Origin of the sequence: Nonomuraea sp. NPDC000554, from assembly GCF_040300065.1 — a bacterium.
Taxonomy (GTDB): Bacteria; Actinomycetota; Actinomycetes; order Streptosporangiales; family Streptosporangiaceae; genus Nonomuraea.
The window spans coordinates 206,445-222,409 of sequence record NZ_JBEPDC010000006.1 but is presented as its reverse complement, the minus strand read 5'-3'; the positions used below and the strand labels follow the sequence as shown (position 1 = coordinate 222,409).

17 protein-coding genes are annotated in these 15,965 nt (G+C 72.2%); 11 read left to right on the top strand and 6 right to left on the bottom strand.

The window, feature by feature from the left end; translation table 11 throughout:
• The first annotated feature begins 73 nt into the window (after positions 1 to 73).
• On the top strand, positions 74 to 814 hold the full coding sequence (locus ABT294_RS14365) for a GntR family transcriptional regulator (protein ID WP_350805960.1): 741 nt from the start codon (positions 74 to 76) through the stop codon (positions 812 to 814).
• On the opposite strand, the gene ABT294_RS14360 is transcribed toward ABT294_RS14365, so the two are convergent.
• From ABT294_RS14360 to ABT294_RS14350, 3 genes are all read right to left on the bottom strand, one after another.
• Complete coding sequence (locus ABT294_RS14360) at positions 785 to 1,405, bottom strand: DedA family protein (protein WP_350805957.1); 621 nt, start codon at positions 1,403 to 1,405, stop codon at positions 785 to 787. The two genes, ABT294_RS14365 and ABT294_RS14360, sit on opposite strands and share 30 nt — an antisense overlap.
• A 521-nt stretch (positions 1,406 to 1,926) precedes the next feature.
• Positions 1,927 to 2,721 carry an SDR family NAD(P)-dependent oxidoreductase gene (locus ABT294_RS14355; protein ID WP_350805956.1) on the bottom strand — a complete coding sequence of 265 codons (795 nt, stop codon included), beginning with the start codon at positions 2,719 to 2,721 and terminating at the stop codon, positions 1,927 to 1,929.
• A 256-nt stretch (positions 2,722 to 2,977) separates the two neighbouring features.
• On the bottom strand, positions 2,978 to 3,343 hold the full coding sequence (locus ABT294_RS14350) for a MerR family transcriptional regulator (RefSeq protein WP_350805955.1): 366 nt from the start codon (positions 3,341 to 3,343) through the stop codon (positions 2,978 to 2,980).
• A 74-nt stretch (positions 3,344 to 3,417) separates the two neighbouring features.
• On the opposite strand from ABT294_RS14350, the gene ABT294_RS14345 reads away from it, so the two are divergent.
• Entirely contained in the window at positions 3,418 to 4,608 is a 1,191-nt protein-coding gene (locus ABT294_RS14345; protein WP_350805954.1) for an MFS transporter, read from the top strand.
• Positions 4,609 to 4,636: 28 nt separating this feature from the next.
• Here the strand turns inward: ABT294_RS14345 and menD are convergent, their stop codons facing one another.
• Together menD and ABT294_RS14335 are read right to left on the bottom strand one after the other, a co-directional pair.
• Positions 4,637 to 6,301 (bottom strand): 2-succinyl-5-enolpyruvyl-6-hydroxy-3-cyclohexene-1-carboxylic-acid synthase, encoded by a 1,665-nt coding sequence (gene menD / locus ABT294_RS14340; protein ID WP_350805952.1) that lies wholly within the window; start codon positions 6,299 to 6,301, stop codon positions 4,637 to 4,639.
• Positions 6,298 to 7,191 (bottom strand): o-succinylbenzoate synthase, encoded by an 894-nt coding sequence (locus ABT294_RS14335; protein ID WP_502912044.1) that lies wholly within the window; start codon positions 7,189 to 7,191, stop codon positions 6,298 to 6,300. Before ABT294_RS14335 ends, menD begins: the two co-directional genes overlap by 4 nt.
• An 81-nt stretch (positions 7,192 to 7,272) precedes the next feature.
• On the opposite strand from ABT294_RS14335, the gene ABT294_RS14330 reads away from it, so the two are divergent.
• The 9 genes from ABT294_RS14330 (at position 7,273) to ABT294_RS14290 (ending at position 15,427) form a co-directional block, all read left to right on the top strand.
• Positions 7,273 to 8,421, top strand: a complete 1,149-nt coding sequence (locus tag ABT294_RS14330; RefSeq protein WP_350805950.1) for an AMP-binding protein — start codon at positions 7,273 to 7,275, stop codon at positions 8,419 to 8,421.
• Positions 8,422 to 8,466: 45 nt separating this feature from the next.
• Positions 8,467 to 8,778, top strand: a complete 312-nt coding sequence (locus ABT294_RS14325) for a hypothetical protein (RefSeq protein WP_350805949.1) — start codon at positions 8,467 to 8,469, stop codon at positions 8,776 to 8,778.
• Positions 8,779 to 8,942: 164 nt separating this feature from the next.
• Positions 8,943 to 10,268, top strand: coding sequence for an RNA polymerase sigma factor (locus tag ABT294_RS14320; RefSeq protein WP_350805948.1), 1,326 nt, complete (start codon positions 8,943 to 8,945; stop codon positions 10,266 to 10,268).
• A 342-nt stretch (positions 10,269 to 10,610) separates the two neighbouring features.
• Positions 10,611 to 11,834: a cytochrome P450 gene (locus tag ABT294_RS14315; RefSeq protein WP_502912043.1), complete on the top strand. Its 1,224-nt coding sequence runs from the start codon at positions 10,611 to 10,613 to the stop codon at positions 11,832 to 11,834.
• 2 nt (positions 11,835 to 11,836) lie between these two features.
• Positions 11,837 to 12,487, top strand: coding sequence for a TetR/AcrR family transcriptional regulator (locus ABT294_RS14310; RefSeq protein WP_350805945.1), 651 nt, complete (start codon positions 11,837 to 11,839; stop codon positions 12,485 to 12,487).
• 38 nt (positions 12,488 to 12,525) lie between these two features.
• Entirely contained in the window at positions 12,526 to 12,726 is a 201-nt protein-coding gene (locus ABT294_RS14305; protein WP_350805944.1) for a ferredoxin, read from the top strand.
• The gene (locus ABT294_RS14300) at positions 12,723 to 13,934 is read left to right on the top strand and encodes an NAD(P)/FAD-dependent oxidoreductase (protein WP_350805943.1); all 1,212 of its coding nucleotides are present in this window, start codon (positions 12,723 to 12,725) and stop codon (positions 13,932 to 13,934) included. The genes ABT294_RS14305 and ABT294_RS14300 overlap by 4 nt, the downstream gene beginning before the upstream one ends.
• Positions 13,935 to 13,986: 52 nt before the next feature.
• Positions 13,987 to 15,195: a cytochrome P450 gene (locus ABT294_RS14295; RefSeq protein ID WP_350805942.1), complete on the top strand. Its 1,209-nt coding sequence runs from the start codon at positions 13,987 to 13,989 to the stop codon at positions 15,193 to 15,195.
• A 37-nt stretch (positions 15,196 to 15,232) separates the two neighbouring features.
• Entirely contained in the window at positions 15,233 to 15,427 is a 195-nt protein-coding gene (locus ABT294_RS14290; protein WP_350805940.1) for a ferredoxin, read from the top strand.
• Positions 15,428 to 15,530: 103 nt separating this feature from the next.
• Here ABT294_RS14290 and trxA read toward each other — a convergent pair whose 3' ends face one another.
• Positions 15,531 to 15,965 (bottom strand): thioredoxin, encoded by a 435-nt coding sequence (trxA, locus tag ABT294_RS14285; protein WP_350805939.1) that lies wholly within the window; start codon positions 15,963 to 15,965, stop codon positions 15,531 to 15,533.

The window sequence follows — 15,965 nt, the reverse complement described above, 5'->3', positions numbered from 1 at the left end:
AACGGCTGTCACGACCTGCTGGCCCACATGAGCTATTTGTCAGGACATTCTGACCTCGGTTAACCTGATCGGCATGACCGCGAACCTGGCGATCGACCTGGACCGATCCAGCCCCGTGCCCCTCTACTTCCAGGTGGCCGAGCAGATCGCCGAAGCGATCCGGCGAGGAGACCTGCCCCCGGGCTCAAGGCTCGACAACGAGATCCTGCTCGCCGAGAAGCTCGGCCTGTCGAGGCCCACCATCCGCCAGGCCATCCAGTACCTGGTCGACAAGGGCCTGCTGGTCCGCAAGCGCGGGGTCGGCACCCAGGTGGTGCACGGCCAGGTCAAGCGGTCGGTGGAGCTGACCAGCCTCTACGACGACCTGCGCAGGTCGGGCCAGGAGCCGGCCACCCAGGTGCTGGCGCTGGAGCCGCGGCCCGTCGAGGAGGACATCGCCGGGATCCTCGGCGTCGAGGCGGGCGCCGACGTCCTGTACCTGGAGCGCCTGCGCTTCGCCGCCGGGGAGCCGCTGGCCGTCCTGCACAACTGGCTGCCGCTCAACCTGGCCGCGCTGACGGCCGCCGACCTGGAGACCCGCGGCCTGTACGAGTTGCTGCGCGCGTCGGGAGTCCGGATGCGGGTGGCCAACCAGCGCATCGGCGCCCGCGCGGCCACCCAGGCCGAGGCCAGGCTCCTGGACGAACGCCGCGGCGCGCCCCTCCTCACCATGATCCGCACCACGTACGACGACCAGGGCAGGGCCGTCGAGCACGGCTCGCACGTCTACCGGGCCTCCCACTACTCACTGGAGGTCACTCTCATCGAGCGCTAGGGCGGCGCGCCGCTTCAGGTACCAGGTGGTGCCGATGCCGAACAGCACCGCCACCACCAGGCCCACCCAGGAGAACCCCTTCAGCCACTTCTCGGCGACGATGCCGAGATAGAAGATCACCGCGGTGGTGCCGCAGGCCCAGACGATGCCGCCGAGCACGTTGGCGATCAGGAACCGCCAGTACGGCATCCGCAGCGCCCCGGCGAGCGGCCCGGCGAGAATCCGCAGCAGCGCCACGAAGCGGCCCACGAACACCGCCCAGACCCCGAACCGCTCGAAGTAGTGCTCGGCCCTGGCGACGTGCCGGGGCCCGAAATGTTTGGGAAAGCGCCGCCCGACCCGCTCGAACAGCGGCCTGCCGCCTTTGCGGCCGATCGTGTACCCGATGGAGTCGCCCACGATCGCCCCCAGGGACGCGCACACCCCCACCCAGACGGGGCTCACGACCCCCCTGGCGGACAGCAGCGCGGCGCTGACCAGGACGATCTCGCCGGGCAGCGGAATGCCGAGGCTCTCCAGCCCGATCACCAGGCTCACCAGCGCGCAGAGCCACCCGGGCGGGATCGTCTGCAGCCACTCATCGATGTGCACCTGGTTACCTTAGCCGCGCCACGCGGCCCCGGGCGCCTCCCCTCAACGGCGGAATCCACCGCCCCCGCCGACACCGGCGACTACCGGCCGCGGCCCGGGAGGCGATCCTTGACCTTCGACCGCCTGACCTTCGTGAAGCGGTCGCCGTTCACCTCGACCAAGTATCGGGAGCCCGAAGTGGAGTTGCGGACAATGCGCGTCTCATGCGACGCGCGCGTCCGGCGGGACGGCGAAGACGACTCCTGAGACGACTCCTGACGAGACGCCGAGGACGACCGCTGGCGGGACGCCGATGCCGAGTCCCGATGGTCGTCGGCCGACGCGGGAGCCGTCCCGAGACCGGCGAAACCCAGGACGACGACGGCGGCGAGCAGCGATGAAGTGCGCACGAGAGATCCTTTTCGTCGTGGACTGACACCCCTTCAGCCCTTGACACAAGGTAGTCGATCAAGCGCCGGGAGTGATCGAGGCAGGGCGCCGCATCGGCGGTGATCGGTGCGCACGGGCTCGGAACCCGTCGCTCACGGCAGGATCGAGTCGACGTACCCTCCGTCGGCTCGGATCGCGCCACCGGTGGTGACCGAGGCGAACTCGGAGGAGAGGTAGACGACCACCTTGCCGATCTCGGCCGGCTCGATCAGCCGCCGGATGAGCGAGTTCGGGCGGTGCTCGCGCATGAACTTCTGCTCGGCCTGGTCCCAGGGCAGGTCGTCGCCGACGAGGTCGGCGACGAAGGTCTCGACGCCCGGGGTGTGGGTGGGGCCGACGATGACCGAGTTGACGGTGACGCCGCTGCCGGCGGCGGCCTTGGCGAAGCCGCGGGTGGCGGCCAGCAGCGCCGTCTTCGTCACCCCGTAGTGCACCATCTCGACCGGAGTGACCACCGCCGAGTCGCTGGCGATGTTGAGGACCCGGCCCCACCCTCGTTCGACCATGCCGGCCAGGTAGATGCGGGTCAGCCGGACGGCCGACAGGACGTTCACCTCGAAGTAGCGGCGCCACTCGTCGTCGTCGATCTCCAGCACCGGCCTGACCCCGAAGATGCCCAGATTGTTGACGAGGATGTCCAGGTCGGGCACCAGGTCGTAAAGCGCCTCCGCGCCGCCGGCGGTGGCCAGGTCGGCGGTCACGGCGGTCACGTCCGCGCCCGGCAGCTGGTCGGTGATGGAGGCGGCCGCGAGCCGCGTCTTGTCCGCGCTGCGCCCGTTCACGACGACGGAGGCGCCGGACCGCGCGAGCTCCGTGGCGATGGCCAGGCCGATTCCCTGGCTGGACCCGGAGACCAGGGCCCGCCGGTTGGACAGATCGATGTTCATCGCCTCGCCCCTTCGCGGATCGTCCGCACGAGCATCGGCCGCCCGGCTGATGCGTGCTGCAGGCAGGTGGTATCCGACTGCCCAGCGGCATCGGGTGAATGTCACCGGACCGTCCCGAGCCCGGCGGCACCAGACCTTTCCCCCGTTCGCGGCCCGTCCAAGCCACGCCATCGAATGACAGAGCTCGTCGGGCAGCTCCAGAAGATCATCGCTGCCGGGGTGGCCAGGGGCGAGTTCGCCGCCGAGGATCCGGCCTCTAGCGCGGCTGGACCGCGGCCAGGTAGGCGAGGATGGCGTCGCGGTTGCGGGCCAGGCAGTCGATGCGCTGCTGGATCCGCTCGGCCTCGCCGCGCAGCAGGGCGGCGGTCTCGGCGGTCAGGCACTCCGGGTGCGGATGGATCTGCTCGGGCGTGTTCAGGAACGGGAGGATCCGGCGGATGATCTCGGTCGTGAGGCCGGAGTCGAGCAAACCGCGGATCTGCCTCACCCGGTCGACCGCCGGCTCGCCGTAGGAGCGGTACCCGTTCGCACCCCGCTCCGGGTGCAGAAGGTCCTGCTCCTCGTAGTAGCGCAGCATCCTGGCGGGAACGCCGGTACGCCGCGACAGTTCGCCGATCCTCATGACGCCTCCAGAGCGGCGAGTGACGCATATCACCCTTTACCTTCACACTGATGTGAAGGTTACACGATGGCCACATGACCCTCGCCTCCACCGCGAACACGACGTCCAGGCTGCCACTGCCGGGCCTGCTGGCCCTCGCCACGGCGGCGTTCACGGCGGTCATGACCGAACTGCTCCCCGCGGGCCTGCTCCCCCAGATGAGCCGGGCCCTGGACGTCTCGGCGGCCCGCGTCGGGTTCCTGGTGACGCTCTACGCGGTCGCCTCGTTCCTGGCCGCGATCCCGCTCACCGCGGCCCTGCGCGGCCTGCCCCGCCGCCCGGTGCTCCTCGGCGCGCTGGCCGGCCTGGCGCTGTGCGACGCCGTCATCGCGCTGTCCTCGTCCTACCCGCTGACCGCCGCCGCCCGGCTGGTGGCGGGCGTGATGGGCGGGACGCTGTGGGCGATGCTCGTCGGGTACGCCGCCCGCATGGTCCCCGCCGAGCGCCGGGGCAGCGCGATCGCGATCGTCCTGGCCGGGATCACGGTCGCGCTCTGCCTCGGCATCCCCGCGGGCAGCGCGCTCGCGGGCCTGCTCGGCTGGCGGGCCGCCGTCGCCGTCCTGGCCGTGCTGGCGGTGGTCCTGGTGGCCTGGGTCAGGTGGAAGGTGCCGGGCTTCCCGGGCGAGCCGGCGGCGGAACGCGTCCCGCTGCGCCGGATCGCCGCCCTGCCGGGCGTCTCCACCGTCCTGTCGATCACCCTGCTCCTGCTGCTCGGCCACCAGGCGATGTACACCTACCTGGCCCCCTTCGCGGACAGCGCGGGCTTCGGACGCACCAGCCTGGTCCTGCTCGTCTTCGGCTGCGCCACGGTGGCCGGGATCTGGCTCGTCGGCGTCCTCGTCGACCGCCACCTGCGCCGGACGCTGCTGGCCGCCCTCGCGCTGCTCGCGGCCGCGATGCCGGCGCTGGGTCTGTGGGCGGGCTCCCCCGCGGTGCTGCTGGGGGCGGTCGCCGTGTGGGGCGTGGCCTACGGCCAGGCGCCCACGCTCCTGCAGACCGCCCTGGTGGACGCCTCGGGCCCCGCCAACGCGGACGTCGCCACGTCCATGCAGACCACCGTCTTCAACGCCGGGATCGCCGCCGGGTCGCTGACCGGCGGCCTCGTCCTGGACGGCGCCGGGGCCACCGCCCTGCCCTGGACCACGCTGCCGCCGGCCGTCGCCGCGCTGGCCATCGTCGCCGCGGCCCGCCGTCACGCCTTCCCGCTCCGGCGGCCCGCACTGTGACCCGCGCTGTGACCCGCGCTGTGAGAGGTCAGGCCTCGGCGACGGACGCCCTGATGGCCGTCTGGGCGGCGTCCCGCAGCCTGGCGTGCACCGCCACGTTGGCCTCGCGGTCCGTGCGCACCTCGACCACCCGCGGCCCCTCGCCGCGCATCGCCTTGGGCAGGTCGCCCAGGTCCTCGACCAGCGTGTAGGGGGTGCCGGTGGCCGCCGCGGCGTACCCGAGGTCCACGCCGTGCGGGGTGCCGAACACGCGCTCGAACGGGTCGCGCAGCCCGGCCTGCGGCAGCAGCGAGAAGATCCCGCCGCCGTCGTTGTTCACCACCACCAGGCACAGGTCCGGACGGGGCTCGCGGGGCCCGAGGATGAGCCCGTTCTGGTCGTGCAGGAACGACAGGTCGCCGAGCAGCGCGTACGACGGCCCGTTGTGCGCCAGGGCGGCCCCCATCGCGGTCGAGACCAGCCCGTCGATGCCGGACGCGCCCCGGTTGGCCAGCAGCCGGATGCCCCGCCGGGACCGCATCGCCTGGTCCAGGTCCCGGATCGGCATCGAGGACCCGCAGAACAGCAGCGCCCCGTTGGGCAGCGCGTCCACCAGGTCGCGGGCCAGCCGCGGCTCGCTGGTGCCCGACGCGTCGAGCACCGCGTCCAGCGCGGCCCTGGCGGCCTGGTCGGCCTGCCGCCAGGCGTGCAGCCAGCTGTCGTCGCCGGACGCCACCGGGATCTCCACGGCCTGCGCCACCTGGGTGGCCGAGCGGGTCGGGTCGGGCCAGCGCGCCAGGTCGGTGGAGACCACGATGTGCTCCTCGGCCCGCCTGAGCCACGACAGCAGGGGACGCGACAGCCCTGGACGCCCCAGCGTCACCACCACGTCGGGACGGTAGGCGTCGGCGAACTCGGGCGTGCCCAGCAGGTAGTGGTAGGTCGAGATGGCGTGGTCGCCGTACCGGCCGCCGCCGTTCGGCTCCGACAGCACGGGCCAGCCCGCCATCCCGGCCGCCGCGATGTACCGGCGGACGTTGGACGCGCCGTCGCCGACCACCAGCACGCCTCGCCGGGTCGGCGGGATGTGCAGCGCGATGGGCGGCGGCGCGACCCTGGTGCGCACCCACGGCCCGTTGGCGTCGCCGTCGAGCGACTCGCACCACGAGGTGTCGCCGTCGGGGATGAGCGGCTCCCTGAAGGCCAGGTTGAGATGCACCGGGCCGGGACCGTCGGGCCCCGCGGCCCGTTGGTAGGCCCGGCAGGCGAGCGAGCGCCAGTACGCCACCTGCCCGGGACGGTCCTCGGGCACCCCCACCTCGGCGAACCAGCGCGCCGCCGAGCCGTAGATGGCCATCTGGTCGATCGTCTGGTTCGCGCCGGTGCCGCGCAGCTCGGGCGGGCGGTCGGCGGTCAGGACGAGCAGCGGCACGCCCGACTCGCTCGCCTCGACGACGGCCGGGTGGAAGTTGGCGGTGGCCGTGCCCGACGAGCAGATCAGCGCGACCGGCCGTTCGGAGCGCTTGGCCAGCCCCAACGCCAGGTAGGACGCCGAGCGCTCGTCGATGCGGACGTGCATCCGCACCCGCGACTCGGCGTGCACCGCCAGCGCCAGCGGGGCCGAGCGGGAGCCGGGCGAGATCACCACGTCGGTGAGCCCGCAGCGCACCAGCTCGTCGACCAGTACCGTGGCCAGCGCGGTAGCGGGATTCACAGTGACGCCTCCTGCATCCGGCGAAGCCACGAGGGGGATTCAATCTCGAATTCTGACAAATACTGAAAATCGACCGAGGGACGTCGTACCGGCAGCCTGCCGTCCACCGGCACCAGCGAGTCCGCCACCACGTCACCCGACAACAGGGACATCGTGCCCAGCCCGCACGCGTACGGCAACGACGGCAGCGCCGCGGCCAGCGCGACCCCCGCCGCCAGCCCCACGGACGTCTCCACCGCGCTCGACACCACGGCCGGCAGCCCGCACGCCTCGACCACCCGCAGCGCCTCGCGCACCCCGCCGAGCGGCTGCGCCTTGACCACCGCGATGTCGGCCGCCTCGGCCGCCCTGACCTTCAGCGGGTCCTCGGCCCTCCTGATCGACTCGTCGGCGGCGATCGGGACGTCGCACGCCCGCCGCACGGCCGCCAGCTCGTCGAGCGTGGCGCACGGCTGCTCGGCGTACTCCAGGTCGAACCGGTCGAGCTGCCTGAGCCTGCGCACGGCCTCGCCGACGTCCCACGCGCCGTTGGCGTCGACCCGCAGCCTGCCCGACGGCCCCAGCGCGTCGCGGACGGCCTCCACTCTGGCCAGGTCTTCGGCGAACGGCCGGCCCGGCTCGGCGACCTTCACCTTGGCGGTGCCGCACCCGGACCGCCGCACCAGCTCGTGGGCCTGCTCCGGGCCGACTGCCGGGACGGTCGCGTTGACCGGCACGCTGTCGCGGACGGGCTCGGGCCAGCCGTCGAAGGCGGCCTCGCGCGCGCAGGCCAGCCAGCGCGCGCACTCGCGCGGGCCGTACTCGGGGAACGGGGAGAACTCGCCCCATCCCGCCGGGCCGTGCAGCAGCACCCCTTCCCTGACGGTCTGCCCCCGGAACCGCGTTCGCATCGGGATCCGGAAGACCACAGGAGAACGCGTCACGACCCTCCCTGCGCCACTGTCCGATCTATCGCCACTAACCTTACGAGCATGTGGAGGAACCAGTCGCATCCGGACCGTCCGTTGCACGCCGTGGTGCGCCCGCCGGGGGCGGAACTCTTCGCGGCCGTGCGCGACGCGCTGTCCGGCGACGGTCCCGCGGTGTTGCCGCTCGCCCCCGGCCACTCCGGCCCGGCGCTCGCGGCGCTGCGTCCCACGCACGTCGAGGGCGTGCGCCAGGACGGCGGCACGGGCGTCCCCGCGGACGTCGCCGTCGTGATCGCCACCAGCGGCAGCACGGGCGCGCCCAAGGGCGTGATGCTGTCGGCCACGGCTTTGCGGACGTCGGCGGCGGCCACGCTGCGGCGGCTGGAGGCGAGCAAGGGCGACCGCTGGCTGTGCTGCCTGCCGCCGTCCCACGTGTCCGGCCTGCAGGTGCTGGTCCGCTCCCTGCTGTGCGAGACCGAACCGGTCATCCACGAACGCTTCGACCCCGAGGCCGTGCTCCGCTCCGGGGTGGACCACCACGTCTCGATGGTGCCGACCCAGCTGCACCGGCTCGTCGAGCTCGACGCCGACCTGTCCGGCTTCCGGTCGATCGTGCTCGGCGGGGCCGCTCCCCGTCCCGGCCTGCTCGCCGAGGCGCGGGCGCTCGGCGCGCGGGTGGTCACCACGTACGGCATGAGCGAGACGAGCGGCGGCTGCGTGTACGACGGCCGGCCCCTGGACGGCGTGGACGTGAAGATCGGCGACGACGGCCGGATCCGGATCTCGGGCCCCGTGCTGTTCTCCGGCTACCGGCACGGCGACGACGCGCCGTTCGACGGCGGCTGGTTCGTCACCTCCGACCTCGGCGACCTGGCCGGGGGGCGGCTGCGCGTGCTGGGCAGGGCCGACGACGTCATCAACACCGGCGGAGAGAAGGTGGTGGCGGCGTCCGTGGCCTCGGTGCTCGGCACGCACCCCGAGGTTTCCGAGGTGGCGGTGGTGGGCAGGCCCGATGCCGAGTGGGGCGAGGTCGTCGTGGCCGTCGTGGTGCCCGCCGACCCGGCCAGGCCGCCGACCCTGGAGCAGCTCCGCGCGTACTCCGGCGACCGGTTGCCGGCCCACGCGGCACCGCGCGAGCTACGTCTGGAGTCCCGCCTTCCGCTGTTGCCGAACGGCAAGACCGATCTGGCCCGGCTCCGGGCAGGAACCTGATTGGTCGCGAATGCGTCGAATCAGGGAGAGAAGGAGGGAGCCTTCATGAACCAGTCCCGCAAGACGTGGGCGTCCGCGGCGGTCGTGGGCGTGATCCTCGTCGGCGGCGCCTCGGTCGCGGCGGCGGCAACGTCGGGCAGGCTCGCACGGGTCGGCGAGGAGACGAGGGCTGTGGTGGAGAAGGCGAAGCCGTCGGAGACCCCCACGCCCGGCAGCACCGACGGAATCGTGGTGTCGCACGAGATCAACCCCGACCCGGAGAAGGTCCTCGACTACTGGACGGACAAGCGCCTCCAGGACGCCGAGCCCATGCCGATGCCCGAGGGGAACCCCGGCGAGTTCCACATAGCGGAATAGTACGCCCCCGGGGCGGTCGCCTTTGTGGCGTTCCGCCCCTTTTTTTGGCACCCGGGAACAAATAGCGGCGAATGGCGTTATTGGTACTGGTGAGCCGTGCGGCCGTAGCCGCTCCACCACAACCTGCCTGATCGATTCGACTCCGTCATGGAGGAGGTGTCCTCATGCCCCGAACCGCCGTGGCGACCCCACCCACGACCCTCGACCAGCTGATTGAACGAGGGCGAACCCTCGGTCACCTCTCTCTCGCGGAGCTGCGTGACGCGTTCGCCGACGCCGGCATCAGCCCCGCCGACGGCCGGACGATCCTGCGTGAACTCTCGGAGGCCGGTGTCAGCCTGGCCACGGAGAACGAGCCCGTGCTGAGCAAGAAGACGCCCGCGAAGCGAACGGCCGCCAAGAAGACCACCACCAAGCGCCAGACTACCCGCAAGTCCGCCTCGACCGCCAAAACGGCCGAGTCCGAGTCCAAGGACCCCGAGGCCGTGAGCGAGGACGAGCCCGCACTCGCCGAACTCGCCGCGGACTCCGACGAGGCCGAGCTCGACAACGAGCCGCTCGACCTGGACGACAACCAGTCCGTCATGGGCGACTCGGTGCACACCTACCTCAAGTCCATCGGCCGCCGCACGCTGCTCACCGCGGCGCAAGAGGTCGAGCTCGCCCGGCGGATCGAGGCCGGCCTGTACGCCGAGTACAAGATCGAGACCGACACCGACCTGTCCCCCGCCGCCCGCGAGGACCTGCAGCTCGTCGTCGAGGACGGCAGGCAGGCCAAGGACCACATGCTGGAGGCCAACCTGCGGCTGGTCGTCTCGGTGGCCAAGAAGTACACCGACCGCGGCATGTCCCTGCTGGACGTGGTCCAGGAGGGCAACCTCGGCCTGATCAGGGCGGTCGAGAAGTTCGACTACACCAAGGGCTTCAAGTTCTCCACCTACGCGATGTGGTGGATCAGGCAGGCCATCCAGCGCGGCTTCGCCGACTCGGCCCGCACGATCCGGCTTCCCGTCCACGTGCTGGAGATGCTGTCCAAGCTGTCGCGCGTCGAGCGTGACATGCACCAGCGCCTGGGACGCGAGCCCACGCCCGAGGAGCTGGCGGTGGAGCTGGACAAGACGCCCGACCAGATCGAGGAGCTGCTGCGCACCAGCCGCCAGCCGATCTCGCTCAACGCGACGATCGGCGAGGACGGCGAGACCACGATCGGCGACCTCATCGAGGACGTCGACTCCCCCGAGGCGTCGGAGATCGTCGACCGCCAGCTGCTGGGCGACCAGCTGCGCGGCGTGCTCGACAACCTGTCGCCGAGGGAGTCGAAGATCATGGCTCTCCGGTTCGGCCTGGTGGACGGCAAGCCGCACACGCTCGACGAGATCGGCAAGTACCTCGGGCTGACCCGGGAGCGCATCCGCCAGCTGGAGAAGGAGTCGCTCTCCAAGCTGCGCCACCCGAGCAACACCCGTCCGCTGCTCGACTGGGCCAGCTGACCCGCGACGCCCGCCCGGGCCCCGCCCGACCGGTCACGAACCGGCGGAGGGCGCCCCGGCGGGCGTCGCCATGTCCGCACCCCGATCGCCGCGGAGACCAGCACGGTGGCGAGGACGCCGAAGCCCGCCGCCGTCCAGAAGAGCACGTGCCCGTCGGCGCGTTCGGCCAGGAGCCGCAGACAGGCCGAGGCCCCGCCCACGCCTCCGCCCCGCCCAGCGACGAAGCCTCCGTCTTGGCGGTTGCACCTTTGGGCGACTCGATGGGCAATATTAAATCAGTCGCTTGACTTAAGTTAACAGCCCGGCTTAACTGACCTCACAACAGGCGGTTCGGAGGAGGTCCTGGTGAGCCAAGACGACGGCGCGCAGACGCTGAGCTACCCGATCCCCAGCGAGGCGGCGCTGGAGCCGCCCGCCGAGTGGGCGCGGCTGCGGCAGCAGTGTCCGGTGGCGCGGGTGCGGCTGCCCAGCGGCGACGAGGCGTCGCTGCTCACCCGCTACGAGGACGTCAAGCAGGTGCTGGCCGACCCGCGGTTCACCCGGCAGCTGGACGCGGGCGACGCGGCCCGGATCTCGGCGAGCGAGTCGGGCGGGGTGTTCAACACCTCGCTCTCGACGGCGATCCCCCAGGCCGGCGAGGGGCACCAGCGGTGGCGGCGCATGCTCAGCAGATGGTTCACGGCCAAGCGCATGTCCGCGCTGCGGCCCGGCATCGAGGCGATGGCCGAGCAGCTCATCGACGACATGGTGAAGAGCGGCCATCCGGCGGATCTCAAGGCGAGCCTCGGCTTCCCGCTACCCGTGTGGGTGATCTGCGACCTGCTCGGGGTCCCCGACACCCATCGGGACAGGTTCGCCCACTGGTCCGACACGCTGCTCAACCTGACGCGCTACATCCAGGCGGAGATCGACGCGGCGCAGGCCGAGTTCGCCGAGTACATGACCGCGCTCGTCGCCGCCAAGCGGGAGGAACCGGGCGAGGACCTGCTCAGCGAGCTCATCACGGCCACCGACGCCGTCGGCGAGCGGTTGCCCGACGAGGCACTGGTGGCCACCGGCCAGGGTCTGCTCGTCGCCGGGCACGAGACCACGGCCAACATGATCGGGAAGATGGTGGGCATGCTGCTCGCCGACCGGCGGCGCTGGGAGGCGCTCCTGGCGGACCGGTCGCTGGTCCGCACGGCGGTGGAGGAGGCGCTGCGGTTCGACGCGAACCCCGGGTTCGGCATGCCGCGCTACATCGGCGAGGAGGTCGAGATCGCCGGCACCCTGCTCCCCCGCGGCACGACCGTGGTGTGCAGCATGGCCGCCGCCAACCGCGACGAGGCCGCCTTCGACGACGCCGCCGAGATGGACCTGAGCCGCAGCCCGAACCCCCATCTGGCCTTCGGCTCCGGGGCGCACTCGTGCCTGGGGCAGTCGCTGGCCCGCACCGAGCTGCAGGCCGTGCTCGAGGTGTTGGTGCGCAAGCTCCCCTCCCTGGAGCTCGCCGTCGCGGTGGAGGACCTCCACCGGGTCGAGGGGCTCGTCATCGGCGGACTGCGCGAAGTCCCGGTGCGGTGGTGACCATGGCCGGCAGGACCGTACGCGCCGAGCGGGTCAGCATCACGCGCGAGCAGATCCTGACGGCGGCGGAGCGGCTCTTCGCCGAACAGGGGGTGTTCGCCGTGTCCAACCGTCAGGTCAGCGAGGCCGCGGGGCAGGGCAACAACGCCGCGGTCGGCTACCACTTCGGCACGAAGGCGGACCTGGTGCGCGCGATCGTGCGCAAGCACGCCGAGCAGATCGAAGGGGTACGCCTGCGGATGCTGGCCGAGATCGGCGACTCCACCGAGGTGCGCGACTGGGTGGCCTGCCTGGTGCGCCCGACCACCGAGCACCTGGCCGCCCTGGGCAGCCCCACCTGGTATGCCCGGTTCGGAGCCCAGGTGATGACCGACCCCGCGCTCCGCGACATCATGGTCGACGAGGCTCTCACCTCGCCCAGCCTGCGGCAGATCCTCGACGCGCTGAAGCAGCGCCTTCCCGAACTCCCGGCCGACGTGCGCGCCGAGCGCGACGACATGGCACGTCAGCTGATCGTGCACATGTGCGCCGAGCGCGAGCGCGCTCTCGCCGAAGGCGCCCCCACCCCCCGCTCCACCTGGCACGACGCCGCGACCGGGCTGATCGACGCGATCGTCGCGCTGTGGCTGGCCCCTGCCACCCGCCACCCGTGACCCCGCGGCGCGGCCGTCCGAAGCAGAGAGGAACGATCATGAAAATCAGCGTGGACGAGGCCAAGTGCTGCGGCGGCGGCCAGTGCGTGCTGCTCGCACCGGAGGTGTTCGACCAGCGCGACGAGGACGGGATCGTGGTCCTGCTCGACGCGGAACCGCCCGCGCCTCTGCACGCGACGGTCCGAGAAGCGGCCAGTGTCTGCCCGGCGTCCGCGATCGAGCTCAGCGAGAACGCGTGAACGCTCCCTCCGGCGTGCTGGTGGTCGGCGGCTCCGCTGCCGGGCTCGCCACCGTGGAGGCGTTGCGGCGCAAGGGGTACCAGGGCGGCCTGACCGTGCTGGGTGCCGAGTCGCACCCGCCCTACGATCGTCCGCCGCTGTCCAAGCAGGTCCTGTCCGGCGCCTGGGACCCTGAACGGGCTCGGCTGCGGTCGCAGGCCGCCCTGTCGGCGCTGGACGCCGAGTTCATCCTCGGCGACCCGGCCGTCGGCCTGGACACAGCGCCGCGTACCGTCCACACCGCGTCCGGGCGTGCCTTGCGGGCCGGCGCCGTCGTCATCGCCACGGGGCTGCGGCCCCGCACGCTTCCCGGGCAGGCCGGACTGGCCGGGGTCCACACGCTGCGCACGCTCGACGACGCGCTGGCGCTGCGGGCGGAGCTGCGGGCCGCCTCGCGCCTGGTGGTCGTCGGCGACGGGGTGCTCGGCGCCGAGATCGCCGCCACGGCCCAGACAGTGGGCCAGAGCATGGGCCAGAACATGGGGCTGGCGGTCACCCTGACCGGCCCCCAGCCGGCTCCACTGGACAGCCGGCTCGGCCCGGCGGTCGCGGGACTGCTCGCCGAGCTGCACACCGAGCGCGGGGTCCGCCTGCGGCTCGGCTCCGGGGTCAGCGGGCTGGACGGGCACCAGGGCCGGGTCACCGGCGTGCACCTGGACACCGGCGAGGTGCTGCCGGCCGACGCGGTCGTGGTCGCGGTCGGAGCCGACCCGGCGACCGGCTGGCTCGAGGGCAGCGGGCTGCGGATCGACAACGGGCTGGTGTGCGACTCCCGCTGCCGCGCGGCCGAGGGGATCTACGCGGTCGGCGACGTGGCCCGCTGGCACCACGACGGGCTCGGCGCGTTGGTCCGGCTGGAGAACCGGACCAACGCCACCGAGCAGGCCGACCTCGTCGCGGCCAACATCCTCGGCGACGACCGCCCGTACAGCCCCGTGCCCTACTTCTGGACCGACCAGTTCGACACCAAGATCCACGTGCACGGGACACCGTCCGCCGACGCCGAGGTGACCGTCGTGGACGGAGACCTGGCGGGCCGCCGCTTCGTCGCGCTCTACCGCCGCAACGGCACGGTCACCGGCGTCCTCGGCTGGAACATGCCCAAACAGGCCCGCCTGCGCCGGCAGGAGGTCGCCGACGCTCTCTCCGGCCTCGCTCAGGCCGTGTGACGACAGCCGGTGGCAGGTCACCGGACCCAGATCTCTCCTGGAAGGACTCGTCATGACCAGTACGTCGAATCCGGCGGACATCCCGGAGTTCCCGATGTCCAGGGCGGCCCGCTGCCCGTTCGATCCGCCACCGGAGCTGCAGGCCAAGCAGGAGGAGGGCCCGCTCGCGAAGGTCCGCCTGTGGGACGACAGCACCCCGTGGCTGGTGACCCGGTACGCCGACCAGCGGGCGCTGCTGGCCGACCGGCGGGTCAGCGCCGACGTCAACCGTCCCGGCTACCCGAGCTCGGCCCCGATCAGGGGCGGGGCGTTCAGCTTCATCCTGATGGACGATCCTGAGCACGCGCGGCTGCGGCGGATGGTGACGGCGCCGTTCGCCATCAAGCGGGTGGAGGCGCTGCGCCCGGCCGTGCAGGAGATCGTGGACGAGCTGATCGACGCCATGCTGGCCGGCCCGAAGCCTGTGGACCTGGTCGACGCGTTCGCGCTGCCGGTGCCCTCGCTGGTGATCTGCGCGCTGCTCGGGGTGCCGTACGGCGACCACGACTTCTTCCAGGAGAACAGCAAGACCATCATCAACCGCACCGCGACGCCCGAGCAGCGGGCCGACGCCGCCGGCCGGCTGACCGGCTACCTGGACGGCCTGGTGGGCGAGAAGCTCGCCGCTCCCGGAGACGACCTGCTGTCGCGGCTGGCCGAGCGGGTCAAGGCCGGGGAGCTGTCGCGGCCGCAGGCGGCCCAGACCGGGGTGCTCCTGCTGATCGCCGGGCACGAGACGACCGCCAACATGATCGCGCTCGGCACGCTCGCCCTGCTCGAACATCCGGACCAGCTGGCCCTCCTGCGAGAGACGGACGACCCGAAGCAGGTCGCGGGGGCGGTGGAGGAGCTGCTGCGCTACCTGAACATCACGCACGGCGGACGCCGCCGCGTCGCGCTGGAGGACATCGAGCTCGCCGGCCAGGTCATCCGCGCGGGCGACGGGCTGATCATGGCCAACGACATCGGCAACCGGGACCCCGACGCCTTCCCCGACCCTCATCGGCTCGACCTCCGGCGCGACGCCCGCCACCACGTGGCCTTCGGATTCGGGGTGCACCAGTGCCTGGGCCAGCCCCTGGCCCGGATGGAGCTGCAGGTCGTCTACAGCACCCTCTACCGGCGCATCCCCACCCTGCGCCTGGCGACGGACCTGGACCGCATCCCGTTCAAGCACGACGGCCAGGTCTACGGGGTCTACGAACTCCCCGTGACCTGGTGATCTCCTCACATTCCACGACAATCGCAAGGGATCTCGGATGAAAATACTCCTTGACCAGGACAAGTGCGTCGCTTCCGGGCAGTGCGTGATGGCCGCCGCGGAGGTGTTCGACCAGCGCGACGAGGACGGCATCGCGGTCCTGCTCGATCCCGCCCCGCCCGCCGAGCTGGCCGCCGACGTCCGGCAGGCCGCGGCGCTGTGCCCGGCGCTGGCCATCCACGTCGACGAGTGACGGCAGGGCCCCCACGACCGGAAGCCCGGTCGTGGGCCGGCCGTGACCAGCCGGCTGTCGTGGCGGGCTCAGCCGCGCGGCGGCGAGGACGGCGCGCAGGCGCTCATCGCCCCACCTTCACCTTCTCCTCGATCCAGGCGCGCAGCTCGGGGGCCGGAGCGGCACCCGCGCGCTGCGCCACGACCTGGCCGCCGTCCAGCAGCACGAGCATCGGGATGTGCTGGACGGCGTAGCGCTCGGCGACGGCCGTCGACCGGTCCACGTCGACCTTGACGAGCTTCACCCGTCCCGCCATCTCGCGGGCGAGCTGTTCGAGGACGGGCGTCACCATCTGGCACGGCCCGCACCACGCGGCCCAGAAGTCGACGACGACCGGAAGGTCCGAGCGCTCGGCGACCTCGGCGAACGTGTCGTCGGCCGCCTCGACGATCCACGGCAGCGGCTGGTGACAGCTTCCGCAACGGGGCACGCCACCGGACGCGGCCGGGACTCTGTTCTTCTTCCCGCAGTTCGGGCAGCTCACCGTGGATGACGACAT